Annotated in this window: 16 protein-coding genes; 7 read left to right on the top strand and 9 right to left on the bottom strand. The window is 63.5% G+C overall.

Features of this window, described 5'->3' with window-relative positions; all coding sequences use genetic code 11:
• Positions 1 to 53 precede the first annotated feature (53 nt).
• The 7 genes from N6L27_RS15675 to N6L27_RS15645 form a co-directional block, all read right to left on the bottom strand.
• Positions 54 to 551, bottom strand: coding sequence for an Hcp family type VI secretion system effector (locus N6L27_RS15675; RefSeq protein WP_039186972.1), 498 nt, complete (start codon positions 549 to 551; stop codon positions 54 to 56).
• Between the two features lie 49 nt (positions 552 to 600).
• Complete coding sequence (gene tssC, locus N6L27_RS15670; RefSeq protein ID WP_271908237.1) at positions 601 to 2,094, bottom strand: type VI secretion system contractile sheath large subunit; 1,494 nt, start codon at positions 2,092 to 2,094, stop codon at positions 601 to 603.
• Between the two features lie 36 nt (positions 2,095 to 2,130).
• Entirely contained in the window at positions 2,131 to 2,652 is a 522-nt protein-coding gene (gene tssB / locus N6L27_RS15665) for a type VI secretion system contractile sheath small subunit (RefSeq protein ID WP_271908236.1), read from the bottom strand.
• A gap of 111 nt (positions 2,653 to 2,763) precedes the next feature.
• Positions 2,764 to 4,116 (bottom strand): type VI secretion system protein TssA, encoded by a 1,353-nt coding sequence (locus N6L27_RS15660; protein WP_271908235.1) that lies wholly within the window; start codon positions 4,114 to 4,116, stop codon positions 2,764 to 2,766.
• 94 nt (positions 4,117 to 4,210) lie between these two features.
• On the bottom strand, positions 4,211 to 5,464 hold the full coding sequence (gene tagH / locus N6L27_RS15655; RefSeq protein WP_271908234.1) for a type VI secretion system-associated FHA domain protein TagH: 1,254 nt from the start codon (positions 5,462 to 5,464) through the stop codon (positions 4,211 to 4,213).
• 48 nt (positions 5,465 to 5,512) lie between these two features.
• Entirely contained in the window at positions 5,513 to 6,013 is a 501-nt protein-coding gene (locus tag N6L27_RS15650; RefSeq protein ID WP_271908233.1) for a DUF6931 family protein, read from the bottom strand.
• Positions 6,014 to 6,463: 450 nt separating this feature from the next.
• Entirely contained in the window at positions 6,464 to 6,673 is a 210-nt protein-coding gene (locus tag N6L27_RS15645) for a hypothetical protein (RefSeq protein WP_271908232.1), read from the bottom strand.
• Here N6L27_RS15645 and N6L27_RS15640 point away from each other — a divergent pair.
• From N6L27_RS15640 to N6L27_RS15610, 7 genes are all read left to right on the top strand, one after another.
• Entirely contained in the window at positions 6,672 to 14,327 is a 7,656-nt protein-coding gene (locus N6L27_RS15640) for a hypothetical protein (RefSeq protein ID WP_271908231.1), read from the top strand. The genes N6L27_RS15645 and N6L27_RS15640 overlap by 2 nt on opposite strands.
• A 105-nt stretch (positions 14,328 to 14,432) precedes the next feature.
• Positions 14,433 to 15,767, top strand: a complete 1,335-nt coding sequence (gene tssK, locus N6L27_RS15635; RefSeq protein ID WP_260019018.1) for a type VI secretion system baseplate subunit TssK — start codon at positions 14,433 to 14,435, stop codon at positions 15,765 to 15,767.
• A complete protein-coding gene (gene icmH / locus N6L27_RS15630) occupies positions 15,767 to 17,323 on the top strand; it encodes a type IVB secretion system protein IcmH/DotU (RefSeq protein ID WP_271908229.1) in 1,557 nt (518 codons plus the stop codon). The genes tssK and icmH overlap by 1 nt, the downstream gene beginning before the upstream one ends.
• Before the next feature lies 1 nt (position 17,324).
• Complete coding sequence (gene tssM, locus N6L27_RS15625; protein WP_271908228.1) at positions 17,325 to 20,957, top strand: type VI secretion system membrane subunit TssM; 3,633 nt, start codon at positions 17,325 to 17,327, stop codon at positions 20,955 to 20,957.
• Positions 20,958 to 20,961: 4 nt separating this feature from the next.
• Positions 20,962 to 21,636 carry a type VI secretion system-associated protein TagF gene (gene tagF, locus N6L27_RS15620; protein ID WP_271908227.1) on the top strand — a complete coding sequence of 225 codons (675 nt, stop codon included), beginning with the start codon at positions 20,962 to 20,964 and terminating at the stop codon, positions 21,634 to 21,636.
• Entirely contained in the window at positions 21,617 to 22,408 is a 792-nt protein-coding gene (locus tag N6L27_RS15615; RefSeq protein ID WP_271908226.1) for a PP2C family protein-serine/threonine phosphatase, read from the top strand. Before tagF ends, N6L27_RS15615 begins: the two co-directional genes overlap by 20 nt.
• Positions 22,405 to 24,483 carry a serine/threonine-protein kinase gene (locus N6L27_RS15610; RefSeq protein ID WP_271908225.1) on the top strand — a complete coding sequence of 693 codons (2,079 nt, stop codon included), beginning with the start codon at positions 22,405 to 22,407 and terminating at the stop codon, positions 24,481 to 24,483. Before N6L27_RS15615 ends, N6L27_RS15610 begins: the two co-directional genes overlap by 4 nt.
• Positions 24,484 to 24,580: 97 nt before the next feature.
• Here the strand turns inward: N6L27_RS15610 and N6L27_RS15605 are convergent, their stop codons facing one another.
• Positions 24,581 to 25,789 (bottom strand): NnrS family protein, encoded by a 1,209-nt coding sequence (locus N6L27_RS15605; protein WP_271908223.1) that lies wholly within the window; start codon positions 25,787 to 25,789, stop codon positions 24,581 to 24,583.
• Positions 25,786 to 26,691 (bottom strand): ubiquinone anaerobic biosynthesis protein UbiV, encoded by a 906-nt coding sequence (gene ubiV, locus N6L27_RS15600; protein WP_271908222.1) that lies wholly within the window; start codon positions 26,689 to 26,691, stop codon positions 25,786 to 25,788. The genes N6L27_RS15605 and ubiV overlap by 4 nt, the downstream gene beginning before the upstream one ends.
• Positions 26,692 to 26,694: the final 3 nt, after the last annotated feature.

Genomic DNA, 26,694 nt, shown 5'->3' with positions numbered 1-26,694 from the left:
CCGGGCAAGCCTGTGCCCGGGGATCCTTTGTTTGGGACCGGTCTGGTCCGGGCTTACTTGGCCCACTCGCGGTTTTCCGCGATTTCCCAGCCCGCCTGGCTTTCCGGGCCTGCGGCGCCGGTCTGCTCCTGGAAGGTGTAGGTCACCTGGAAGCGGCGGAAGTTCAGGGTCAGGGTTTCCTGCACCCGGTCCAGGCCGTCCTTGCTGCCACCGGTCTGGTAGTTGCTGATCAGGACATCCTCGAAATCAATCTTGAGGTAATCCACCGGCGCGGTGCCGCCGGATTTGCGCACCACCAGCTGGCCGGACTTGATGTGCTCGCCCGAGCAGCAGCGCTTGATCAGATCGTGGGTCGCCTTGTCGACGTATTTGGTGACCTGGATGTCCTGGACGTCGACCTTGCCGCCGCCGCCGCCGCCACCCATGTGGGTGGTGCCGGACTGGGACATCGACCAGCCCCAGGACAGGATGTCGATCCAGTCCTTATGTTTATCGTCCTGGCACTCGCCGACGATGCCGTTATCAAGTTTCAAAAAACAATCAATCGCCATGAATAACTCCTTGAGGCGTTAAACATCGCTTCCAAATAGCGGAAACGAATTACTTCCCGGAGGGCAGTTTGGAGACCAGGCTCATGCCGATATCCATGCCTTCCAGCTGGAAATGGGGTTTGAGGAAGAACTTGCCCTGGTAGTAGCCCGGGTTCAGCTCGTCCTCGACAACTTCAACTTTGGCGCCAGCCAACGGCTTCTTGGCCTTTTCCATTTCGCTGGCGCTTTCGGGGTTGCCGGCCACGTATTTGTTCACCCAGGCCTGCAGGTCGCGCTGCAGCTGGGAGACATCGGGGCTCTGGCCGATTTTGTCGCGCACCATCGCCTTGAGGTAATGGCTGAAGCGTGAAACCGCGAAGATATAGGGGATGCGCGACGACATGTTGTCGGAGGCGGTGGCCTGGTCATCCACATAGGTTTTCGGCCGGTACAGGCTCTGGGCACCGATGAACACGGCCTTGTCGGTGTGCTGGCGGTGGATCAGCCCGATCAGGCCTGCTTTGCTCAGCTCGCCTTCGCGGCGGTCGGTGATCGACACTTCGGTCGGGCACTTCAGATCCTTGGCGCCGTCGCCGGTGTCGAACACATGGGTCGGCAGGTTGGCCACTTCGCCGCCGGAGGTGACGCCGCGGATGCGGACGGTCCAGCCGTGCTCCTTGAAGGCGCGGTTGATGTTTGCCGCCATCGCATGGGCGGAGTTCATCCAGGCGTACTGGTTGCCTGCGTGGCCGTCGGTTTCCTCTTCGAAATTGAATTCCTCAACCACCGAGTTTGAGTTCTGGCTGTAAGGCTCGCGCGACAGCACGCGGGGCAGGGTCAGGGCGACAAAGCGCGAGTTCTCGCTGTCGCGCAGGCTGTTCCACTGGGCGTATTCCGGGGTCTCGAAGATTTCCGACAGATCCGGCGGCGCTGCGATTTCATTCCATTCGTCCAGCCCCAGCAGGTTGGGGGAGGCGCCGGAGATGAAGGGCGCGAGCGAGGCTTCGGAGATCTTGCCGATCGAGTTCAGCAGGTTCACGTCGGCCGAGGAGTGGTCGAAGTGGTAGTCGCCGATCAGGCAACCGAAGGGTTTGCCGCCGAGGGTGCCGAGGTTCTGTTCGTAGACGATGTTGAACAGCGGGGACTTGTCCCATTTGGCACCGGGGAAGCGGCGCATCATCGCCTGCAGCTCTTTCTTGGAGACGTTCAGCACCTTCACCCGCAGCGAGGCGTCGGTTTCGGCGTTGTTCAGCGTGTAGGCAAGGCCGCGCCAGCTGGATTCAAACTGCTGGAATTCCTCGTTGTGGAGGATCGCGTTCATCTGGTCGGACAGTTTCTTGTCCAGCTTGGCCAGCATCGCGTCAACCGTGTCGATCACGTCATCGGCGACAACCGACTGATCGTCCAGCGCTTCGCGCACCAGTGCGACCACCGCGTTGTCGACCTCGCGGGCGGCGATGTCGCTGCGCGGCTTGATGGTCTGTTTCAGGATGTCGGAAAACTCCGACAGCTCATCCAGTTCCGCAGGGGCCTCGCCTGCCAGTACCTGTGCTTCGTTATCCATGGTAATCACCGTTCCCGTCTATCGCCCAAGCGGCGTTCAGGCGTCTTCGCCGGTTTCGTCTTGTGCTGCGCGTTCCGCCAGCGCTGCCATCAGCTCAGGATCCTCGAGCAGCTTCCTGAGGTGGTCCTGCGCCTTGGGCTTGGAGGCCATGTAGCGCTGCAGGTTTGCCAGCTGTTCGCGGGCCTCCAGCAACTTTTTCAACGCAGGCACCTGGCGGGCGATGGCCGCCGGTTCCAGGTCACCCATGTTTTCGAACTTGAGCTCGATGCCGATCTTGTCGTTGCCGCCGCCGCCCAGCCGGTTTTCCGCCATGAAGGTCATGCCGGGCTGGATCGACGCCATGTAGTCATCCATGGTGTCCTTGGTCACATCGGCAAAGGCGCGCTCCTCGACCGCGTCCTTCTCGACCCCCGGATTGTTGCCCGACAGATCCGACATCACCCCCATGACAAAGGGCAGTTCAATCATCTGCTCGCTGTCGAACGGGTCTTCGTACTGGATCTGGACGCGCGGAGGGCGGTTGCGTTTGATAAAGCTGGAGCCTGAATCTGAGGCCATGAGTGCTACTCCCGTTACGTGCTGATCGAAGGGGCCCGCGCTTTCAGCTGACGCTGGAATGCCAATAACGGGGCGGGGCCTTCGATCGGATCAAATGTCTATTTTACTACTTCAAGATGTTTTTGCTTGCGGTATAAGTTCTTCAATCAGTGATTGAAAGTCCTTGTCCAAGTAACTTTGCGCCCGCTGCAGCAGGACCGGCACCGGGCTGGACCGTTCCTTGCGGCGGAAAAACTCCTCGACAGATCGGATTGCCTGGGCCGCCTGGGCCGCGGTTGAGATTCTGGTTTCCGGACCGGGGTCCTGGGGCAGCTCCGGCACCGTGCCGGCGCCTTCGGGCAGAGCGTTGCTCAGCTCCTCGAGCCGTCCGGCACCCAGCAGAAACCCGCTCGGCGCACCGAAATCCACAACGGCGGTGTCGGCCTGGGCCGGCAGCAAAGCACGCAGCGCCTCCACCAGCGGCTTGCCGATCAGCAGGCGCGCTTGAGTGACCAGCAGCAAGGCTGCGGAAGAGGGCTCGGCCTTGCGGTAGTAGAGTTCACAGGCCTCAAGTGTGCGCCTTGCGTGGAGATGGCTGACGATTGCGCTTGGCGGCGGCGCTTGCTCAGGTGCCGCCAGCACGGGCGGCGGCTGCAGGGCGGGCTTGGCCGGCTCTTCCGCTGCGGTCTCTGTTGGCGGAGGGGGGTCAGCCTCCGCGGCCTTCAGTTCCGGGCGGGCCTCGGCGAGTGTTTGCAGAATCTCGGAGATCACCGCGCGCAACTGGTCGAAGCTGGGAGTGAACGGCCTTTCTTCATTGTTTTTGCAGGAAAATTCAATCCGGGTCAGCGCGTTGGAAAGGCGAGTGAAATCCTGGTGGCAGGCGCTGACCTTGCTGGCATTGGCGGGCGCGGCCAGGGTGTCCAGAAGCGGTTTGAGCTCCAGATCGATTTCATGCTGCAGCGGTGCGGCGCTGCCGCTGGAGGCGCGGATTTTGCGCAGGGTGACTTCGGTGGTGCCTGCCAGCCCCATGAACATCAGCGGCTGCACCATTGTCACGGGCTGGTTCAGATCATTGATCGCATCCCGGCGTTCCGAGCCGCCGTCATCCAGTGCCGGATGCGCCTCCGCAGGGTACTGCTCCAGCAGGGTGGCGATGGTTTCGATCGTGCCGGCCAGCGCGCTGCGGCGCCCGGCCAGCGCATCCCATTGCGCTTGCAGCACCAGCAGCCGCAGATCCCGGCTTCGCGCCAAAAGCGCGTCCAGCGCCCGCTTCTCCGCGCGGTGGTCAACATCCTTGGGGTCGAAAATCCGGTCCGGGGAACGGCTGCCGTCCGGGCGCTCGACACCGGGCTGCATGTAGAAGCCGGGCAGGCGCCCGACCGCGCCGAAATAGTATTCCTCGTACTCCGGGTCAAAGCTGGCGTTCAGGTCCGGCCCGCAGGGGGCGCTATCGGACAGGGGCGCGGCAATTGCGCTGCTGTGCATCAATCAATCCTGTCCAAAATCAACCTGAAGTTATTTTCTTGTTCAAATCTGCGCTGAACTTAATCAACTTTAACATGTCGTCAAGGGTGACAGTTCAGTCGAATTTCCCATTTTGCTGGACAGCATCGTGATAGGCCTGCGCAAAGGCTTTCAGAAAGACGTCCAGCATCCCGTGTTCGGCCTCCGCGGCCTTCTCGTCCCAGCGGTCCACATAGCTCTCCCACAGCTTGCCGCGGCGGCTGCCGCCCAGCAGATGGGAGCCGCCGGCGGCAGCTTCGATCTCTTCTGGCGAGAGGCCCTGCAAAACGGCAGCAAGCGCTGGCTGCAGGGCTGCAAACACAGCCTGCTGGTGGCTGCGGAGATCCGCAAGGGCAGCCGCAAAGCTCTCCGGGCCTTCCATGAAGCCTTCGCGCGGGTTCAGGAACATTGCATCCAGCGCCTCGTTTGTATCCGGAAGAAACTTCAGGGGATTGTTGCCGTGGGCATTGCGCATGGTGCGCTCGCCGCCCTTGGTGAACTGTTTGACGCTGGCCCGGTCCTGAAGCATCCGCATGATTTCTTCGGCTGAACCGCGCAGCGCCTGCCCCAATGAGCGGGCCAGGTGTTCCGGGCCGGCGTTCTGCGCGAGGCCGGGATCCAGTCCGGCCCCCTCGCAAAAGGCGCGCAGAATGTCCGGGCCGGGTGCCGCGGCGGGCGCGGCGGCGGGGGCGCCCGTGGGAACGGGCTGTGGCAGCGGTGCGGGCGCGGCAAGCGGCGGTGCGGGCGCCGGCGCCCCCGGGGATGGCATGGGGACCGGCGCGACCGGAGAATAGCCGTCCGGAACGGCTGCCGGCTGCCCGGCGGCCTGCGGCGCATGAGCCGGGCCGGGCGCCGGCGGCGCAAACTGCAGGAACTGTTGCGCTGCATCGTCAAAGGCTCTGGAGCCGGCTGTCCGGTGCGGCAGCGGATTCACCGGGGCGCCTGCCAGTACCCCCAAATCCCAGGGGTCGGCCTCTTCGCCTGCCTGCGGCTGCGCAGCGGCGGATGTGGCGCCGGCTTCCACGGCAATGACATAATGGCCGGCGATCAGCCGCTCGCCGCCGCGCAATTGCACAGGGCCTTGCAGGCGGTGAGGCTGGCCTTGAAGAAATGTGCCGTTGGTCGACACGTCCGTCAGCCAATAGCCGCCATCGCGGTAACTGATGTCAAAATGATGGCCGGAGACATGCCGGGTTGCGTCGGGCAGCACCCAATCCATCGACCTGTTGCGGCCGGCACTGGCGCCATGGCCGTCCAGGGTGATCCGGACCGGACCGCCATTTTCCAGCAGGTCGAAGTTTTCCAGTCTCAATGTCAGCATCATGGCCATGGTTCGGGTCGGTTGATTTCGGGAGCGCTTGCCGGGCTTCCGGCGGGTTTAGTAGGTGCGGAACAGAGGCGCGGCCAAATCGATGAAACGTGCCAGCCGCACTGGCCGGTCCGACAGGGCGGCCTTGCTCAGGCAGGACAGCACCGCGGAATTCACTGCCCGCGGCGCGCGGTGTTCCGGAACCGTAGCGGGATCGTTCGGGGCAATGGCGCCGCCGGACCAGGCAACCGCAAGCCCCAGGAACACCGCGGGGCTGCGCACCGGAGCGTACAGCGCCATTCTGGCGGCCCGGTACCGGTTCTCATCATCCGGGTATGTTGTCCAGGTTGCTACCAGCTCCATCATGCGCCGGTCGTCCTCGCTGATGAGGTCCGCCGCCAGCCGCATGCATTCATAGCCCCACCAAACCGCCATTTTCGGCTGCGCGGCAAATGCCGTGAAAGTCACCGCATCCTCAGGTGTGGTTGAGGCCCGCAGCCGCATCAGAAAGGTGAGCCCGTCCTCATGTTCCTGAGGCCGGTTCTGGATCAGCCGGCTGAGTTGAGGCATACCTTGGTATAGGGCGCAAGGAGTGTCGAACCGCAGTGCGGATATTGGCGGCTGCGTCTTTTCCCCGTCATCGCCGCCGTTGAATGGCAGCTCTGCCGGGAGCGTTGTTTCATTGCTGTTCAAGGTCATTGTGTCTGGTCATCCAAATGTTTCGGCCTTCCGGCGGCGCTTGCGTCTGCAGGAACATGCCGCGGCGTGGCTGAGGCAGCGGCGTCAGCCGCCGAAGCGCACATCTTTCGGGCGGCCTGTGGCCGGGGAAGGCGGAAAATGGCAGCCGTATCCTGATCCGATGTCACCCTTGCGGGCCGCCGTTGGCGCTGCTTTCTCCTGTTGATTTTCGGGTTGATCCTGACCGGTTCTGGGATTTCATGAACGCCTTTAGATTGCGCTCTGCCAAGCCCTTTTCGTCAAGACGCGTCCTCTCTGGCAGATCTGTTCTTTGAGATGGCTTTAAAATAGATGTTTTATCACAGATGGTTGTGCAGATTCTGCGGCAACCATATCGATCAGCTTCAGCGTGTGGAAGGGTGAATATTTTGTAAATCTCCCCGCCGTGTCCAGTTGACTTCTCATGTTTAAATTGCATTTTGCGCGCATTTGCTGAAGCTTTCCGCTTGCCACCTTTGATTGAAATTTTATCCTAAAACGGTATTCAAACATGCGCATTCTACTGCTTGGAACCACTGCAATCTATGCAGGGATGATGGCTTGCCCTGCTGCGTCGCAGTCTTGGACCAATGGCAATGGAACTGCAAATTGGGGGGAAGACGGCAACTGGGACACAGGCACAGTGCCCGATTCCAGCTCTGCGGCGGCTGAAATTTCCGGCGGTAGCGGGCCGGAAGCCATCTTGCTCAGGAACAGCGACGGCTCCATCACCAGCTACACGGCCAACACGGTAGACATCCAGTCCGAGACCCAGCTGTCCGGTGGTACCCTGGTGCTGGACGGACCGGGTGCCGGCCTGACCTACGGCGGCAGTTTTGCCGGCGATGTGCTGGCTGATGATATGGTGCTGCAACTGGACGGCAGTGCGGAGCTGACACTGGATGCGGATTTCTCCGCAGCGGCCGGCATCACCAGCACCAGTACCGCGGCCCTTTCCATTAACGCGGCAAGCGGCGCCGAAGCGGGTTTCTCGGGCGTCATTGAGGACGGCAGCGGGGCCCTGTCGGTGGACGCCGTTGGCGACGGGGATGTTACGCTTTCAGGCAGCAATACCTACACCGGCAGCACCACGGTGCAATCCGGCAGCCTGACTGTGACCGGCAGTCTGGCATCGGAAACAGTGAGCGTGGCGTCCGGAGCAAGCCTCGCCACCGATGGCGGCGCGCTGGCGCCAGGAACTGAACTTAGCAACGAGGGCGCTGTTTCACTGGGCGGTGATGAGAGCATTGCCCGCCTGAATGGGTCAGGCACGGTGGCGCTCAGCCCCGGCAGCCTGACGCTGACCGCCGGAACCTCCTCGGTTGATGGCGAAATCTCCGGCACTGGCGGGCTGACCGTCGCAGGGGGGGACGTCAGTTTGGCGGCGGAAAACTCCTATACCGGTGCAACGGAGGTCCAGTCTGGCAGTCTGACAGTCACCGGCGGCCTGGCCTCGCAGTCCGTATCGGTCTCACCGGATGCGTTGTTGACGTTTGACAGCACAGACGGGTCCACTGTCGGCGGGCTGACCAATGCGTCCGGTAACGGCGGCTTGGTTCTGGAAGCCGGATCCGCGGTGACGGTGTCCAGTTCCGCCGGCGGCACCGGCAGATTCAGCAACAGCGGCGTAGTTTCTGTCGGGGACGGTGGGTCGCTGGAAGCGGAGACGATCAGCAACGCAAGCGGGGCGTCTCTGACCCTGGGGGCGGGGGCATCGCTTACAGGCACCGGCAACACGCTGACCAACAGCGGCAGCATCATCGTCGGCGATGGCGGCAGCGTGGAAGACGCCGGCGCGATCAGCAACACCGCCAGCGGCAGCATCACGTTCACCGGCTCCGGGGTGCTGAACGCCGACAGCGACAACAGCGGCGAGGGGTTGACCAACGCAGGCGCGATCTCGACCCAGGACGGCGGCAGCGACACGCTGACCCTGGGCGACGGCAGCGGCGACAGCTTCACCAATACCGCAGGCGGCAGCCTCAGCATCGGCGCGGGCGACCAGCTGGAGGGCAGCGGCACGGTGCTGACCAACAGCGGCACGGCGGGGGCGGCGGCCACCCTCACGGTGGGGGATGGCGCGAGCCTGTCGGTGGCGCAGCTGGACAATGGCGCCTACGGGGAAATCACCAACGCGGGCACCATCAGCACCAGCCACGGCACGATCAGCAATGCGGCGGACGGGGTGCTGGAGAACACCGCCAGCGGCACGATTTCCGACAATGTGGAGACATCGGGCAGCTTTACCAATGCCGGTATCGTAAGCGGCACAACCTCTGTTCTGGCGGGAACGGCCAGCAGCTCGGGTACGCTGAGCGGCGATGTGACGGTTGCGGCGGGCGCGGAACTGACCACCAGCGGCATAGCCGGGACGGTGGATAATGGCGGCACCGTGGCTGTCACCGGCGGCAGCGTCGCCGAACTGACCAACAGCGGTACTGCCACGGTCACGGGCGGTACGGTGGCGGACCTGGAAAACAGCGCCACCGGCGATCTGACAATTGCCAGCGGCGGCTCGGTGACAGCATTGAGCAACGCGGGAATCGCGTCGAACGCGGGCACCGTGGGCACGCTGGACCAGACCGGCGGCAGCTTCACCAACACCGGCACGGTCAGCGGCGCAGCGTCAATCTCAGGCGGCACCGTGACCAACAGCGGGTCGATGGACGGAGCGGTGACCGTCTCGGGGGGAACTCTGGTTGCCGATGGAGGCGGATTTGGCGGCGATGTGACGGTCGAAAGCGGCAACAGCGCCACCTTCGAAATCGCTGCGGACACTTTGGTGAACGGGAATGTCGTGAACAACGGCACAATTGCCTCCAGCGGCAGCGATACTGTGACCTTGAGTGTTGCGGGCGGCAGCAGCTTCACCAATACCGGCACTCTGGACGGTAGCACAGCGGACCTGCAAATCGATGCGGATGAGATCGTGCTGAGCAGCAGTTCAGTAGTGACGGACGGTGTGACGCTGACAGGAAATGTGACCAACCATGGCGATCTTTCCCTCAATACCGATCTGACTGGCGATTTGCGTGCGGAGAGCGGATCAGTTGCGCAGATCTCTGGCAATGTAAACGCTGGCGGCCATTCTGTATCGGTCAATGGCGGCAGCCTGCAGGTGGCAAATGGTGTGGCGCTGGAGAATGTCGGCGCGTTGAGCAACAGCAGCGTAGTTTCTGTCGGGGACGGTGGGTCGCTGGAGGCGGAGACGATCAGCAACGCAAGCGGGGCGTCTCTGACCCTGGGGGCAGGGGCGTCGCTTACGGGCACCGGCAACACGCTGACCAACAGCGGCAGCATCACCGTCGGCGATGGCGGCAGCGTGGAAGACGCCGGCGCAATCAGCAACACCGCCAGCGGCAGCATCACGTTCACCGGCTCCGGCGTGCTGAACGCCGACAGCGACAACAGCGGCGAGGGGCTGACCAACGCAGGCGCGATCTCGACCCAGGACGGCGGCAGCGACACGCTGACCCTGGGCGACGGCAGCGGCGACAGCTTCACCAATACCGCAGGCGGCAGCCTCAGCATCGGCGCGGGCGACCAGCTGGAGGGCAGCGGCACGGTTCTGACCAACAGCGGCTCGGCGGGGGCGGCGGCCACCCTCACGGTGGGGGATGGCGCGAGCCTGTCGGTGGCGCAGCTGGACAACGGTGCCTACGGGGAAATCACCAACGCGGGCACCATCAGCACCAGCCACGGCACGATCAGCAATGCGGCGGACGGGGTGCTGGAGAACACCGCCAGCGGCACGATTTCCGACAATGTGGAGACATCGGGCAGCTTTACCAATGCCGGTATCGTCAGCGGCACAACCTCTGTTCTGGCGGGAACGGCCAGCAGCTCGGGTACGCTGAGCGGCGATGTGACGGTTGCGGCGGGCGCGGAACTGACCACCAGCGGCATAGCCGGGACGGTGGATAATGGCGGCACCGTGGCTGTCACCGGCGGCAGCGTCGCCGAACTGACCAACAGCGGCAATGCCACGGTCACGGGCGGTACGGTGGCGGACCTGGAAAACAGCGCCACCGGCGATCTGACGATTGCCAGCGGCGGCTCGGTGACATCACTGAGCAACGCGGGAATCGCGTCGAACGCGGGCACCGTGGGCACGCTGGACCAGACCGGCGGCAGCTTCACCAATACCGGTACGGTCAGCGGCGCAGCGTCGATCTCAGGCGGCACCGTGACCAACAGCGGGTCGATGGACGGGGCTGTGACCCTGTCGGGTGGTTCGCTGGACAGCTCCGGCACGCTGAGCGGCGATGTGACGGTTGCGGCGGGTGCGGATCTGACTACCAGCGGCAGTGCCGGGACGGTGGATAATGGCGGCACGGTCAGCGTCACCGGCGGCAGCGTAGCAGAGCTGACCAACAGCGGCAGTGCGACGGTGAGCGGCGGGGCGGTTGCAGACCTTGAGAACAGCGCCACCGGCGATCTGACGATTGCCAGCGGCGGCTCGGTGACAGCATTGAGCAACGCGGGCACTGCCTCGAACGCGGGAACCGTGGGAACGCTGGACCAGACCGGTGGCAGCTTCACCAACAGCGGCACGGTCAGCGGGGCTGTGGACTTGTCCAACAGTTCCATGGACAACAGCGGGACGCTGTCAGGCCAGGTGTCTGTGTCCGGGAGCGCTGCGCTCACCACCAGCGGTACGGCGGAGGCGGTTCAAAACAATGGGACCGTGGCTGTGACTGGCGGCACGGTTGCGGAGATCAGAAATACCGGGAGCAGCAGCCTGACAGTGGCAAGCGGTGCTGCTGTGACGGAGGTAAACAACTCTGGAACCAGCACTGTAAGTAATGCAGGCGCCATTGGCACTCTGATTCAATCTGGGGGAGGCATTACGAATAGCGGCACGGTTGATACGCTGACTCAGTCCGGCGGGAGCATCGGCAACAGCGGCACGGTAGCCGGTACAGTCATCGCAACAGGCGGAACTCTGGACAACTCGGGCACCATCAGCGGTCCGCTCACATCGTCGGGAGGCACTCTGACCAATACTGGTGTGATGTCTGGTAATGTTCTTATCGGCGGGGCTGCGTCGCTGACTACCAGCGGTACCGCCGGGCAGGTTCAAAATTCAGGTGTTGTGGACGTCACTGGCGGTACAGTTTCAAACCTGACCAACACCAATACGGCTTCGGTTACCGGCGGCACGGTGGCGGACCTTGAGAATTCCGCCTTTGGCAGCCTGACGGTTGGCAGCGGCGGCACGGTTACAGCGCTGAGCACCGCTGGCACGGTGTCGAATGCTGGCACCGTGGGAACCTTGGACCAGACAGGCGGCAGCTTCACCAACACCGGCACGGTGAGCGGCGCGGCGTCGATCTCGGGCGGCAGTGTGACCAACAGCGGGTCGATGGACGGGGCTGTGACCCTGTCGGGCGGTTCGCTGGACAGCTCCGGAACGCTGAGCGGCGATGTGACGGTTGCGGCGGGTGCGGATCTGACCACCAGCGGCAGTGCCGGGACGGTGGACAATGGCGGCACGGTGAGCGTCACCGGCGGCAGCGTATCTCGCCTGACAAACAGCGGCAGCACCACGGTGAGCGGCGGCACTGTGACGGACCTGCAGAACAGCTCCGGCGGCGGTCTGACCGTCTCCAGCGGCGGCTCGGTGGCAGCATTGAGCAACGCGGGCACCGCCTCGAACGCAGGCACCTTGGGCACGCTGGACCAGACAGACGGCAGCTTCACCAACAGCGGGACAGTCAGCGGCACTGCGGCGGTCTCGGGTGGCACGGTCACCAATGACGGCACTATCGGGGACAGCGTGGCCATTTCCGGCGGCATGCTGACGAACAATAGCACCATCAACGGCGGCGTCTCCAATGCCGGAACTTTGGTATCCACAGGGATGATTTCAGGAGACCTGACAAACAGCGGCAGTGCAACAGCCGATCTGTCTGGCACGCTGGACGGCAGCCTGATCGTTCAGGACAGTGCGGTTGTCACAGTCTCCGGTGACCTGACGGGTCTGGAGAGCTTTTCCAATTCCGGCAGCGGCACCCTGGCCATTACTGGCGGAACCACCACTTTGGATGGCGGCGGGACGGTGGCAAATGACGGCCGGGCAGAGATTTTCGGAGCCACGCTCACCGGGTCAGGGGGAACGGTTTTTGAGAACTCTTCAAACGGCAGTTTGACGGTTGGCAACAGTGCAAGGCTGGAAATGGGACTGGAAAATGCTGGCACTGCCGAAATAGCGGCAGGCGGCAATGTGACCGGAGATGTGGTCAACAGTTCTGGTGCAACGCTTGATCTGGACGGAACTGTCACCGGTGATGTCACCAATAACGGTACCGCGACGCTGGCAGGCGATGTCACGGGGTCCTTGAACAACAGTGGAACCCTGACCGTGGATGGCACGTCGGAAGTCACTGGAACGCTGTCCAGCAGCGGGCGCATGATCATCGAGGGCAGCTTGTCATTTGGTGCGCTCGCAATCAGCGGCAGCAGCACGGCACAGGCCACCGCCACGAATGCCAGGATGAATGTCAGCGGCGCTTCGCTGCAGGTGTCCGGCAGCGGTGTACTGGCGTCCGGCACACTGACCAACACCTCCTCGCTGGGCCTGTCAGACGGCGCCACGGTCCATGCAGCGGTGGTGAACAGCGGGACGATCATCGCGGAAGGCACCGTCACTGGCGCCGGCCAGTTGACCCATCAGACGGGGGCGGTCATCGACCTTGCTGACGGGGCGGGGGACGATGTGTTCAGAGTCTCGGGAGATGCCGTGCTGAACGGCACGTTCGAAATGGATGCGGTGTTCGCAGACGGTGTGATTCAAAGCGATGTCGTCGAAGTGTCCGGCAACCTTTCCGGCCAGGCTACCTTCAATTTTAGTAACACAGAGGATCTGACCAACCGTTTGACCGGCAGCGTCGATGTCCTGAGGTACGGCAGCGGCGCGCTGCAAGGCGTCACGGTCAACGGTTTGCCTAATACCGGGGCAGCAGTATATGCCCTTGTCGACAATAGCAGTGCAGGCGCCTATCAGCTGCAGGGCGCGGCCAACCCTGCGGTCGGCGGGCTTGCAACCGGCCTTGCGCTGACACAGTCGCTGATGGGCAGTGTGGTCAACCGCCCGACGAGCCCCTTTGTGACAGGCCTTGCCGTCCCGGGAGACGACGTTTGCGGGCTGGGTACCTGGAGCCGGGCCACAGGCGGTCAGGCTACCGCCACCGGGACATCAGAAACCGCACTTGGCAGCTATAGCAGCGAGCTGTCGGCGGATTACTACGGGTTTCAGATCGGCGCGGATTATTCCTGTTTCAACGGCTATTTCAACGGGTGGGACCTGAGCTTTGGCGGTATCGCGGGCTATAACGGCGGCACCACGACGCAGCCGGTCTACTATTTCGATGCCAATACCGGACTGCTGAACCCGAATGTACGCACCAGCACAAACCGCAGCAGTTTCTCCCAGCGGTACGGCAGCGCTTATATGGCGGCTTCCCGCAGTTTGGGCGACAGCGGCCGGGTGCTGTTTGCAGATGTGCAGATCAGGGCGGATAAAACCGCGTTCGATCTTGAAAATACGGTGAATGCGGCAGCTTTGGATACGGTGCGGACACTGTCCGGGGACGCGACCCTTACGGCAGAGGATCTGAGCTTTGGTGTTCAGGATCAATCCTACGACAGCCGCGGCCTGACCATCGGCGCCTCAGCCGGGCTTTCGATTCCCTTGAACGAAGCCAAGGACCTGCGCCTTGTGCCCTCGCTGGGGTTCTCATTTTCCAATATCGAGACCGACACGCTGTATTTTGACAATGGCGAGCTGGAGATCGAAGACATCGAGAGCCGGGTGGGCTTTGCGGGCCTGACCCTGTCCAAGAGCAAGATCGGCCTGACCGGCACGTCCGCGCTCAACTATTTTGCCACGGCAACGGTTTACCACGACTTCGGATCCGACGTGGAGTCGCAGTTTTTCCTCTATGACCCGGATACCGGCGAACGTGCGGGAACCGCGCTGAGCAGCACGAGCAGCAATCTTGGCACCTATGGCGAACTCAGCCTTGGCCTGAATTACACCAAGATTCTGCAGCCCGGCAGCGCGCTGCCGGGGCGTCAGCTGGACGCATCGTTCCGCGCCGACACAAGGTTCAGTGACAGGCTTGACAGCTGGGGGGTGACTGCGCAGATCCGCTTGCAGTTTTAGGGCGCACTACCGGACCGTGTTGACGATCCGTCCGCAGGCCTTAAAAGTTGCGTCATTCTTACCGGGGGCCACCGGCCCGTTTGATATGGAAACGATTGAATACACATGTCGAATTTCAGCAAAGTGGCCTGGAAAGAAGGCCTGTTTCTTCAACCGCACCATCTGCAGCAGGCCGACCGCTACCAAGAATACCAGCTGCGTGAACGCACTGCCAACATCACTCCTTACCCCTGGGGCGTGAGCGAGCTGCGGTTCGACCGGGATCTGGCGCAGCAAGGCAAGATCGGCCTGCGGGCGGTGGCAGGCATTATGCCCGACGGCATGGCCTTTGATGCGCCGGGATCGGCGCCGCTGCCGGTGCCCGTGGAGGTGCCGGAGGATGAGGCCCAGGGGCTGGATGTCTGGCTGACATTGCCGGATGCCAGCGTCAGCGGGCAGGATGTGTCGCCAGCGGCCGCCAATGCGGCAACACGTTTCGTCCTGAATGCCGAAACCGTGGTGAACAACGCGTCGGCCGGCCGCTCGGAGCATATCGTCGAAATCGCCCAGCCGCGGCTGGAACTGGTGCTTCGCAAGACCCCGCGCCCCGGATACCAGAACATCCGGCTGGCGCGCATTATCGATATGCGCGACGGCATCGTGACCCTGGACGACAGCGTGCCGCCGGTGGCGCTGGTGATGCGGGTGCATCCCGCCTATGAGGGCTATCTGAGCCGCGTCATCGGCTGGATTGAGGCCAAGCTGGAAACGTTGGCGCGCTATGCTTCCGACCCGTCCTCGGGCGGGGGGATGCAGGCCACGGATTACCTCATGCTGATGGTGCTGAACCGCGAGCTGCCGGTTCTGCAGCACATGCAGGGTCTCGCCAATCTGCATCCCGAGAGGCTCTATGAAAAACTGCTGGCGCTGGCAGGCGAGCTGTCAACCTTCGACCAGGGCGCGCGCCGGACCCGCACTTACGAACGCTACAGCCACCAGGACAGCAAGGACAGTTTCACCGCCCTGGTGCAGGACATCCAGCAGCTGCTGGCCCGGGACGTGGGCCGGGCGGTGCGCCTGCCGCTGAACGAGGTCCGCGCCAATTCCTATGCGGCGCTGGTCAATGACCGGAACCTGTTTGCCCAGGCAACCTTTGTTATCGAGGTGTCCTCCAGCCTGCCCCTGACCCAGGTGCAGCAGCAGTTCCCGCAGTTGTGCAAGGCCGGGCCCTCCACCAGCATGAAGCAGATTGTCAGCAACAACCTGCCCGGCATCGGCCTGGTGCATCTGCCCAACCCGCCGCGGCAGATCCGGGTGGTGTCGACCAATGTCTATTTCCTGCTCGACAAGTCCTCGGACCTGTGGCGGGAGTTCTCGACCGCCCCGGCGGTGGGGCTGCACTTTGCGGGCAACTGGCCGGACCTGAAGCTTGAGCTTTGGGCGGTGCCGGAGGGCGGCTGATGGCGGAGGATGACGACAAAACCGTTTTCGGACAGCCGATCCCGCCGGTGCCCGGCCCGGCGCCGGCGCGCCCGCCAGCAGCTCCGCCGGCAGGAAATACGGTGTTTGGACAGCCGCTGCCGCCTGCCGGCGGCGGGCCGGGCCGTATTGCTCCGGTGCAGTCCCCGGCAGAGGACACCTGGCTTGGCGGAGCGCTGCCGCCGCAGCCTGCTCCACCGCAAATGCAGCCGCAGTACCGGCCCGCAACGGGCCAGCAGCCTGCCGGCGCAGGGATTTTCCCCGATATCGTGCAGCCGGGCCAGGCGGTCCGGCCACAGGCGCAACCGCGGATCGCGCTGGCTGATGCGCTGAAGGCGCAAGGCAGCGGCGCTGCGCAATCCTCCAATCCGCTGATTGCGGCTGCGGCAGACCTTCTGGTGCTGCTTGGCCGGCTGCGCACCGGGCTGGTGGACATGCAGGCCGCCCCGCTGATCGACCATGTGGTCCGGGAAATCGACGCCTTCGAGAAAACGGCGCATGCTGCAAATGCTGCGCCGCAGGACGTTCTCGATGCCAAATACGTGCTGTCCGCCACAGCGGACGACATCGTCCAGAACCTGCCCGGCACCGACCGCGGCATATGGCAGGAATATTCCATGGCGGCGCGGTTCTTCGGCGACCGCTCCTCCGGGGTGGGTTTCTTTCAGAAAGTGGACGAGGCAATGCGGGCGCCCGGCCAGCGCTTTCACTTGCTGGAGCTGATGCTGACCTGCCTGTCGCTGGGCTTTGAGGGCCAGTACCGCACCATGCCCAGCGGCACGGTGGAAAGCGCCCGCATCCGCACAGCCATCTACGAAACCCTGCGCCGGGTGCAGCCGCGCCCGGATGACGATATCTCGCCTCGCTGGAGCGCGGTGCCGCTTGGCACCCGCCGCAATCAGGGCAAGCTGCCGCTGTGGGTGGCGCTCAGCGTGTCCGCTGTGATGGTGATGGCGCTGTTTGCAACACTTTCGACGCTGCTCACCCGGCAAAGCGCCGAAGTGCGTGACGGTATCCTGGCGCTGCACCAGGGCCAGCCCGGCATCGTCATCGAACGCACGCAGCCGGTTGTCCGCCCGTACGAGCCACCCCCCAGCACGCAAATGCAGCGGTTGACTGGCGCGCTGGAGGGCGAGCTGGAAACCGGCCAGATCGAACTCGACCAAACCAATGACTGGGTGCTCATCCGTGTCGGCCGGGCGCTGCGCTTCACCTCAGGCTCCGCGGATCTGAGCAGCGATATCAGCATGCTGATCGGCGCCGCCGCCGCGGCCTTGGACGGGGAAACCGGCCCGGTGCGGGTGGTGGGCCATACCGACAGCGTGCCGCCGTCGGGGCGCGGGCGCTACAAGACCAATGAGCAGCTTTCACTGGCCCGGGCGGAAACTGTCGCAACTGTTCTGGGCGCGGCACTGGCCGACGCCAGCCGGATTTCGGCCGAGGGCAAGGGCGCAGTCGACCCGATTGCTGACAACAGCAGCCGTGACGGCAGGGCACGCAACCGCCGCGTCGAAATCATGATTCCGAGAGAAAACTAGAATGTTCCGGCTCCTTTCCTTTCTCAGCCTGCCAGTCCAGCTGCTGCGCAAGCCCTGGATGCGCATTCCGCTGATCTTGACCGGCATCCTTGCCTTGTTTGCTGCCATCTGGTTCGGGTTCCCGATGACCGGCCTGACCCTGCTTGCTGCGGTCTGGTTCCGCGCCGCGGTGATTGGTGCAATTCTGTTTGCGCTGGCGCTGTACTACGGGCTTCGCTGGCGGCGGCGCCGGAAACGCGCGCAGGATCTGGAGGACAGCTTGCTGCAGGAACCTGTGGGCGATGCCACGGTTCTGAGCGAACGCCTGCAGGAGGCGATGGCGAAACTGAAGAAGGCGGGCGGCAGGAACTACCTGTATGATCTGCCCTGGTATGTGATTATCGGTCCGCCCGCGGCGGGCAAGACCACAGCCTTGTCCAATGCCGGGATCGAATTCCCGGGCCAGGACATTCTGCCGGACAAGGCGCAGGGGTTCGGCGGCACCCGCAACTGCGATTTCTGGTTCGCCGAGGGCGCGGTGCTGATCGACACCGCCGGCCGCTACACCATGCACGACAGTGATGCGGCGGCGGACAAAGCCAGCTGGGATGCCTTCCTGGGCCTGCTCAAGAAGGGGCGCCCCGACCAGCCGGTGAACGGCGTCATTCTGGCCTTTTCGGTCGAGGACATGATGTCTGCCTCCCCCGCCTCGATTGCTGAAAATGCCGCGACGGTGCGGGCGCGGCTGGGAGAGATCCACGAAACCCTCAGGATCGACTTCCCGGTTTACGTGCTATTCACCAAGGCAGACCTGATTTCGGGCTTCCGCGAATACTTTGCCAGCTTCAGCCAAAGCCGCCGCAAATCCGTCTGGGGGGTGACCTTCCAGACCAAGGACCGCGGCGTGGAAACCTATAAACAGGCGGGTGCGGAGTTTGACCAGCTGATCAGCCGTCTGTCGGACGAGGTGATCGACCGGATGAACGAGGAACCCGACGGAGCCAGCCGCATCGCGATATTCGGCCTGCCTGGGCAGATGGCGATGCTGCGCGGGAACATCTGTGAATTCCTGCGAGTCGTCTTTGAACCCACCCGCTACAAGACCAGCGCGCTGTTGCGCGGCTTCTACTTCACCTCGGGCACCCAGGAGGGCACACCGGTTGATCAGGTGCTGGGTGAGATGTCCCGCAACAGCGGCGATGCGGGCCTGTTTCAGCCTGCCTTCATGTCGGGCAAGGGCAAGTCGTATTTCCTGCATGATCTGATGAAGAAGGTGATCTTCGAGGAACGCGGCTGGGTCGGCTTCGACCGTGCCGCCATGCGCCGCACGGCGCTTCTCCGCAGCACGGCCTTTGCCGCCATTCTGCTGGGCACGGCAGGCTCAATGGGTGCTTTCGGCTACAGCTACTGGCAGAACGCAACGCTGACCCGCAATGCGGAACATGACGCGGTGGCGTTTTTCGATGCGGCCCGAAACGAGCTGTCCCGCACCGTGATTGACGGCACCGACCCCTCGCCGGTGATGCCGCATCTGCAGGACCTGCGCGACATGACTACGGGGTACGGCGATCCGGAGCGGCCGGGGTTCTGGCAGGGACTTGGCCTGTCGCGCCATGCGGAACTGTCTGGGGCGACTCACCGGGCCTATTCTGACGGTTTGGAACGCATGCTGCGGCCGCGTCTGGTGCTGCATCTGGAAAACGCCATCCCGCAGCTGATCGCCGATGAAGACACCGCCGAAGTCTACCGTGCGCTCAAGGTTTACCTGCTGCTGGGCGGGGCGGGGCAGGGCAATGCCGCTGACAACGACGCCGCTGTTACCAGCTATTTCGAGCAGCTGTGGCGGCGCCAGTTCAACGCGCCGGGCCAGATTGATGAGCGTCAGCAGCTGCTGGCGCATCTGGAGGCGCTGCTGGATCTGGACGGAGACCGCAAACCGGTGATCGGCATCGACCCGGAAATCGTGCGGCAGGCACGTGAGGCAATCGTCAACCTGCCGCTGGCTGAACAGGCCTATGCCCTGATCAAGGAGCGTGCGGCAACTTCCGGCATCCGCGACTTTGGCCTGGCTGAGCGGCTGTCCGGCCAGGTGGCCCAGGTTCTGGAAACCACGGATGGCTCGCCGCTCCAGTCGGTTGGCGTCCCGGCGCTCTACACCTTTGAAGGGTACTGGGGCTATTTCCTGGAAGAGCTGACCACGGCCCGCACCCGACTGCGCGAAGACCAATGGGTTCTGGGCGAGGCAGCCGGGCGCGTCGGCTATGAAACCCAGCTGGCCGGGCTCGAGGCTGAGCTGCACCGGGTTTACAGGCTCGAATTCAGCGCCGCCTGGAAGGCGATGTTCGCACAGATCGGACTGGCGAGGATGTCGGCGGATGCACCGCAGTACGCAGCCCTGGCCGCGGCGTCGTCGCAGGTCGCCTCACCGCTGCTGGAACTGGTGGAGGCGGTCGAGGAAGAAACCCGTCTGTCCCGCTTCTATGATCAGCTCGACAGGCTGGATCCGGCGGCGGTCGCGGCCTCTGGCGGCGATCTGGGCGCCAACATGGGCGATGCGGTGTTCAAACGCATCTACAGCAAATCCGGCGTCTTCCAGAAAGTGGCACTGGACAGCTTCAAGGCGCGCGCCAAGGTGCAGACCCAGGCGGGCGCGGCCGGCCAGGCCCATGGCGAGGACTTGCAGCGCCGGCAGGTGGAGCGTATCTCCGATGACTTTGCGCAGTGGCACAGTCTGCTGAACGGGAAGCCGGGGCAGCGCCCGATTGACCTCGTGCTCGCGGCGCTTGGCGACCTGCGCGAGAACCGGCGCCAGGCGGCCGTTGCACCGACCCCGGCGGACGAAGCGATGCTGAGCCAAACGCTGTCGGCGCTGACCATGAACAATACGGCTTTGCCGGCCCCTCTGGCGCAATTGCTGAACGAGGCTGAAAGCGAATTCCGGGCCGAGGCCCAGGACGCGGCGATGTCACAGCTGAACCGGGCGCTCAACGACGAGGTGACTCAGTTCTGCCGGGACTTCATTGCACCGCTCTACCCCTTTGGCGGCGGCAGGCATGTCTCGCCTGCGGTGTTCGGCCAATTTTTCGGCCCCGGCGGCCGGATGGACAGGTTTTACACGTCCTATCTGCAGCCGCATGTGGTCCGCTCGCCGGATGGGCTGAAGCCCGCACCGGGCAGCGCAACCGGGCAGCGGCTGTCGCCAGAGATTCTGCGCCAGTTCGGCAATGCGCAGGCCATCCAGCTGGCGTTCTTTGCCTCGGGTGCGCCAGAACCGGAGGTGGGCATGTCCATTGTGCATGCGGATTCCTCTCCCTCGGTCGAGTTGGCTGTTTTGTCGGTCAACGGCACCTCCGTACGCACCCAGCCCGGCAGCACACCCGCGGCACTGTCCTGGCCGGGGCAGTCTTCTGGTGTGTCGGTGGAACTGTTCCCCCAGAAGAGGCAGCGGCAGTCAGCGCTCAGCTTTACCGACGGGCGCTGGGATATCGTCACCTTCCTGCGCCAGGGCCGCTCCAAAGTCACTGGCAATGTGGTGGACGTGCGCCATGAGATTGGCGGCCGCTCGATCAGCTACCGGATCGAGTTCGACAGCACCACAGTGCCTTTCCTGATGCCGGAACTGGCGGATTTCTCCTGCCCTGTCACGTTGGAGTAGCGGAATGGACGCGGACATCGGCCTATTAGGCAAACACCCCGGGTACGGCGATTTTCTCCGTGCCAATGTGGAGCACCACACGGCAGAGCAGCTGGAGGCCTGGCTCGACAGCTGCTTGCCGGAGATCCGTGACCAGCAAGGGCAGAACTGGCCTGCGTTCTGGGAACAGGCGCAGGATCTGCGTTTCTGGATCGGACGCGCTGTTCTCGGGCGCAGCCTGATAGGGGTTCTGCGCTGCTCGCGCGACCGGGCCGGACGGCGCTATCCTTTGTTTCTGATCGCACAGGGGGCCGCGGTGCCTGCACCGCTGCAAGACACGGACCAATCCGCCTATGAGGCGCTGGCCGCGCATTTCTCGGTTATGCAACCGGGCCAGGGCGGGGCGGCATTACTGGATGGTCTGCATCTGCAGCTGCCTGCCGAAGATGACGCTGCCACGCAGACGGGCGGCACGCTGTGGGCGCATCAGCCAAACGGGGATCTGTCCAAGCTGCTCCAAGCGGCCAGCGCAGCCGATGCTGAACGCGCGCTGCTGACCCGCAGCTACTGGTGGGCACCTGCCAGCGGCGCCAAGGCCGCCATCTGGCTCGGATGCAGCGGCATGCCAGCGGCGCCGGCCCTTCATTGGCTGCTGGCCGGCACCTTCCGCGGTACAGAGGATGCAGATGTTGACAGCTGAGTTCTGCCTTGAGTTTGAAACCGGATCGGCCACTGATGTGGGGTGCCGCCGCAATGTGAACGAAGACGCTCTGCTGGCACGCCCCGACTCGGGCCTTTGGGCAGTGGCTGACGGCATGGGCGGCCATGAGGCAGGCGACTTTGCCAGCTCCGCAATTGTCCAGCAGCTGGACACCATCGGCCACGCCGCATCTGACGAAGATCTGACGTCGCGGTTCATGGATCGGCTGTTCCAGGCCAACCGGCTGATCCGGGCGCGCGCGGCGGAACTGGGCGGCAGCACGGTCGGCTCCACGGTGGTCACTCTGCTTGTGCATGGCTGCAGTTATGCGTGCATCTGGTCAGGGGACAGCCGCGCCTACCTTCTGCGCAATGGCCAGCTGGTTCAGCAAAGCCGTGACCACACCGAGGCAAACGCCTTGCTTGCCGCAGGAACAATAACACCGGAAGAGGCCGAAAACTGGCCCCGCAAGAACGTCATCACCCGTGCCATCGGAACCAGCAATGAACCGCAGTGCGACCGGGTCAGCGGCAATCTTGAGCCAGGTGATATTTTTTGTCTTTGCTCGGATGGGCTGACCGAACACATTGAGGACCACGAAATCGCTGCCTGCCTGGCGTCTCTGCCACCGCAGCAGGCGTGTGAAGCGCTGATCCGCGAAACCCTGAACCGCGGTGCCAGGGACAATGTAACAGTCTTGGCCGTCCGCTGCGCTGCCACCGTTGACAGCGGCAACTGGCCGGCCGACGACGTCCTGGACGATTTGGCATGACCGGGGCAGCGCCCAAAGATCCTAAGGCTCAGCCATTCGCCGATGCAGAGGCGGATGACCGGACGCAGATTATCAGCGAGGCGCAGGCGCTGAGCATGCCGCGCCAGCCCACTGCGTCTCAGAAGCGCCCACAGACCGAAACTGCAGGCGAAGCGCTTATCCCCGCAGGTGCCGGATCCATTCCACTGGCCCGCCCGGAAACAGCCGCCGCGGCGGCTGTTTCCGGGTTGAGTCCGGGCACCGTGATCAACAACAACTACCGCATTCAGGCGGCGCTGAAATCCGGAGGCATGGGCGAAGTGTACCGGGGCATAGAGATCGGTACTGAAGATCCGGTGGCGATCAAGGCAATCCGGCCGGAGCTGATCAGCGATGTGCAGGCTGGCGACATGTTCCGGCGCGAGGCCCGCACTCTGCGGCTGCTGACCGACGATGCCATCGTCCGCTACTATAATTACGTCCATGACCGTGATCTGGACCGTTATTTTCTGGTAATGGAATTCATTGGTGGCATTCCGTTGTCGGACCACCTGCGCCAGTTCGGGCCTCTGCCCGGCGAAACTGCCAAGGTCCTGCTGCAACGCCTGGCCAGGGGGCTGGCCAAGGCGCATAGTAAGGGCGTTGTGCATCGGGACCTGTCGCCGGACAACGTGATGCTGCCTGATGGCATCGTGAGCGAGGCACGCCTGATCGACTTTGGCATCGCCAGGGCGCAGACCATTCCGGAGGGGGCATCCGCAGGGAAATTTGCAGGCAAGTTCAAATACGTTGCTCCGGAGCAGCTGGGCCACTTCGGCGGCGCGACCAGCCCGGCAACCGACATCTACGGACTGGCGCTTCTGACCGCAGCGGCTCTGCTTGGCAAGCCGCTGGAAATGGGCAGCTCGATTTCTGAAGCAGCCGCTGCCCGTCGCGTGGTGCCGGATTTGTCTTTGCTGCCGGAGGAAATTCAGCCGCTGCTGGCGCGGATGCTGGAGCCGAACCCGGCCAAGCGGCCCGCAACGATGCAGGATGTGTTGCACTTGCTTGAGGGCCTGGATGCAAAACCAGCACTGTCTGACCGGTCCGCAAACCGCCGGCCGCTGCCAGCATCAGGAGTTCAGGTATCCGCGGCCGGGTTGGCTCTGCCGCCGCAGGCAACTATCCCGGATTTGCAGTTCCCTGCATCCGCCGCAGCCTCCAGCCGGCCTCCACCGCTCACTCACGCAGGGCTTGGGGGGGCAGAACCCAAACATCCGAAGACATTCGGCACCTCTCGCAAGGCTGCAGTGTTCGTCTCAATCTTGCTGTTTACCCTTGCGGGTGCAGCCGGCTGGCATGCCTGGCAAACTGGCTTGCTGCAGACTGGGCTGGCCGCTCCAGCCTTCGGTGACGGGCAACTCGCGGCACAGCCGCCCGCTCCGGCCATTCCGCCGCCTTCACCCGGCACCCGCGAAGGATTTCTTGCAGGGTTCGGTGCCGGCGGCTGCAGCTTTGCCACCCGGCTTGCCGCCGGCCCCAACGCGGGGGTGGTCGAAACCTATTCGGTGGATGGAAGCGCGTTCGAAGCCTTGCCCGCAGCTTATGAGGAGCGCTTTGGCACCCGTCCCGCGCTGCAGCATCGCGCTCTTACTCCGGAACAATGCGCGGCAGCTGATTTGGCCCGCGCCCTCCAGGGCCGTCAACCGGACCCTGTGCAATTGACGCTTTCAGGGGATCAGGCCGTCAGCGGCGAAACGTTGCAAGCTGAAGTCCATGTACCCGCGGCCCAATCGGTCTGGGTGGTTCTGATCAGCGCACAGGGCAATATCTACAATCTCACCAATCGGCTGACCCATAGCAATGGTGCAAACCGGCACTTGGAATTCGCCATGGCCTTGGCGCCAGAAGCAAAAGCTGCACCGCAACTTGTTCTGGCCGTGGCAAGCGACACCCCCTTGGTACGCGCCGCCACCGCTGCGGACGGCAAAGACGCGGCAGACTTGCTGCCGCAGGTGCTGGCGGAGATCCAGTCGAACGACGGCCAAGCCAGCGCCGCTCTTTCCTATGTTTTGCTGTCGGCTCCTGTTGCTGACACTGGCGTTCTTGATCACTGACCCAGAGGGTGGGCACCTGGGGAAACGGGCAGGAACCGGAGCCCTCGCCTAACCTCTAAGGCGCTTTCATTCAGTTCTCCCTAGTGTTGAAACACTGTTACTGCCGCCCGGAACTGCGACCGCTGAGGACTGGCCGCTGGACCGGGCCAGAGAGCGCAGGCAGAAAAGCGGTAATGAAGGCAAGCCAGCCGGCACACCAAAGCACGGCGGCGGTTGTTGTCAGGCTCTGGGAAAAGGCCGGAAGAAGAGGCGGAGCCAGACGGGTGCAGGCGGCAAGCCACACCAGCGTGCATCCGGCCGTGAACCCGGCGCCTGCACGCATTTCCCCGTTCGGACGATGGCTGCCCGCCCGGCCCGAAATGGCCATTATGAATCCGGTCATGGCGCCGATGGTAATGGCGTGAAGCGCGTCAGGAACCGGAAAAGCGATGATGCCAAGCCCGGCAGCACCGAAAGCCAGTGTGCCGAAGGCCAGCCAGACAAAGGCAAGGTGCTGCGCTGCCAGCAGCGGGTTAAAGAGCGCTTTCCCGGTTCTCCAGCCCCGCATGAACCATAGCATCAGTGCACCTGCCGCGGCCCATATAGCGGAGGCCGCAGCTGCAAACCCGGCGGGCTTCAGTGCCAGTGCCAGAAACAGCAGGCCCAGCAGCAGAGAGCGCAACTGCGTTGCGTTCCGCACCGGCGGGCCTGCATCGTCCTGCTGGGCCAGCCAATTGCGGGTAAAGGCAGGGACTGTCCGGGCGCCGACAGAGAACAGCAGCAGCAGTATGCCAGCGAGGGCAATATGTGCCAGGTCAAGGCAGGTCCTGATATTGCCGCCGACTGCCTCGATCAGGAACACGGTTTCGCAGAGGGAAAGGCCCATAATTGCAGCCGGATACCCAAGCTTGTGAAAGGCCCTGGCAGCGGCCAGCTGATGGCAGAGAAAGCCTGCGAGCCCGGCCAGGAAACCCGTATTCAGGGCCAGAGGTATTACCAAGGGCAACGCATCGAACTTGGCAATGGCGGCCCGCGCCAGGACCCAAACAAGAACCAGTGCTTTCAGACCAGCCCCTTTTAGGGGAGGGCATGCCGCCCAGCCAGGCAGAGCTGTCAGCAGGTAGCCTGCGATGGCCGCAGCGGCAAAGCCGAAGAACAATTCATGGACATGCCACAAGACAGCAGGCGCAAAGTCAGGGCCGGGCAGGCCAAACCCAACGCCCAATGGCCACCAGGCCACGGACAGCAGCGCGCCGAGGAATGCAGCAAGAAAGAGCGGGCGGTAAGGCGCATCCCAAAACGTGCTGAAATCACGCCCCAAAGTCATCGCAAGTCAGGCTTGGCAGACCAGGATACGCCGCTGGGCCCATTCAGGAAACCATCACTTAGGCGAATTTCCGGTGTTGTGCGCTGGATTTCGCCGGCAATTGCACCGGCGGGCAGTGTGCCTTCCAGCCGCTCACGGTAAAATTCGCAAATCCGGTTAAAGCCGCAGGATTGCGGTGACAGCCGCAAGGCGGAGACACCTGCTGCGGCAAGAGCCTCGATCTGATAGTCGGCGCAGGCATAGCTATCCGACAGTGTCTGCACCCCGTTCATCGCCATAAACGGCCGGTCCTCAAGCGTCCGGACCTCCAGCCCGTCCGGGTCTTGTTCGCAGGCAAACTGGCAATTGTCCTTGGTCCGCTTGTGCAGCCGCGCGTGATAGCAGCGCCCGGATATGGCCAGCGGCAGCCGGCCATGTCCCCAAACCTCGATGTCCACGCCAAGGCTGGCACCGGCGCGGGCCAGTGATTCAACCGACGCAACAGGCAATTCAGGCGGCAGGCAGATCCGTCTGGCGCCCAGCGATGCCAGCCAGGCCAAGGTCCCCTCGTTATAGACATTGACCAGCGGCCCGACGTGAAAGCCCAGGCCTTTGGGCAAATGCGCCAGGGCGGTCAGGTCGTTTATCTCCACCGTCACCCCCATGTCCGAAAGTTCCGCTGTCAGTTTGCGTTCACGCTTGAGAGTGACAAGCGCCAGGCTGGTCAGAACCGCCTCCTTGCCGGCTTCGGCAAGAGCAGTGAGTGCTTCAGGAATGCGGTCCTGGTAGAATGGCAGGCGTTTGGAGCAGACAAGCTCGCCCAGAACGACGCGGTCAACGGGGGCATCAGCCAGGCCTTCGTAAAATGCGCTCCAGGTTTCGGCCGGCCAGAAGAACTGGTTTGGCCCGACAGTCAGTTCCATACT

The organism is Leisingera sp. SS27, from assembly GCF_028368855.1.
In the GTDB taxonomy this organism is placed as follows: domain Bacteria; phylum Pseudomonadota; class Alphaproteobacteria; order Rhodobacterales; family Rhodobacteraceae; genus Leisingera.
Note: the sequence above shows the minus strand (reverse complement) of the source record. Positions and strands in the feature narration are given on the sequence as shown.

Coding starts and splice junctions, on each gene's coding strand:
- N6L27_RS15645 (WP_271908232.1), bottom strand. CDS start 6,673: ATGTTTGAATACCGTTTTAGGATAAAATTTCAATCAAAGGTGGCAAGC.
- tssB (WP_271908236.1), bottom strand. CDS start 2,652: ATGGCCTCAGATTCAGGCTCCAGCTTTATCAAACGCAACCGCCCTCCG.
- N6L27_RS15650 (WP_271908233.1), bottom strand. CDS start 6,013: ATGCCTCAACTCAGCCGGCTGATCCAGAACCGGCCTCAGGAACATGAG.
- N6L27_RS15675 (WP_039186972.1), bottom strand. CDS start 551: ATGGCGATTGATTGTTTTTTGAAACTTGATAACGGCATCGTCGGCGAG.
- N6L27_RS15660 (WP_271908235.1), bottom strand. CDS start 4,116: ATGCACAGCAGCGCAATTGCCGCGCCCCTGTCCGATAGCGCCCCCTGC.
- N6L27_RS15640 (WP_271908231.1), top strand. CDS start 6,672: ATGCGCATTCTACTGCTTGGAACCACTGCAATCTATGCAGGGATGATG.
- N6L27_RS15615 (WP_271908226.1), top strand. CDS start 21,617: ATGCAGATGTTGACAGCTGAGTTCTGCCTTGAGTTTGAAACCGGATCG.
- tagH (WP_271908234.1), bottom strand. CDS start 5,464: ATGGCCATGATGCTGACATTGAGACTGGAAAACTTCGACCTGCTGGAA.
- N6L27_RS15610 (WP_271908225.1), top strand. CDS start 22,405: ATGACCGGGGCAGCGCCCAAAGATCCTAAGGCTCAGCCATTCGCCGAT.
- tssK (WP_260019018.1), top strand. CDS start 14,433: ATGTCGAATTTCAGCAAAGTGGCCTGGAAAGAAGGCCTGTTTCTTCAA.
- ubiV (WP_271908222.1), bottom strand. CDS start 26,691: ATGGAACTGACTGTCGGGCCAAACCAGTTCTTCTGGCCGGCCGAAACC.
- tagF (WP_271908227.1), top strand. CDS start 20,962: ATGGACGCGGACATCGGCCTATTAGGCAAACACCCCGGGTACGGCGAT.
- tssM (WP_271908228.1), top strand. CDS start 17,325: ATGTTCCGGCTCCTTTCCTTTCTCAGCCTGCCAGTCCAGCTGCTGCGC.
- tssC (WP_271908237.1), bottom strand. CDS start 2,094: ATGGATAACGAAGCACAGGTACTGGCAGGCGAGGCCCCTGCGGAACTG.
- icmH (WP_271908229.1), top strand. CDS start 15,767: ATGGCGGAGGATGACGACAAAACCGTTTTCGGACAGCCGATCCCGCCG.
- N6L27_RS15605 (WP_271908223.1), bottom strand. CDS start 25,789: ATGACTTTGGGGCGTGATTTCAGCACGTTTTGGGATGCGCCTTACCGC.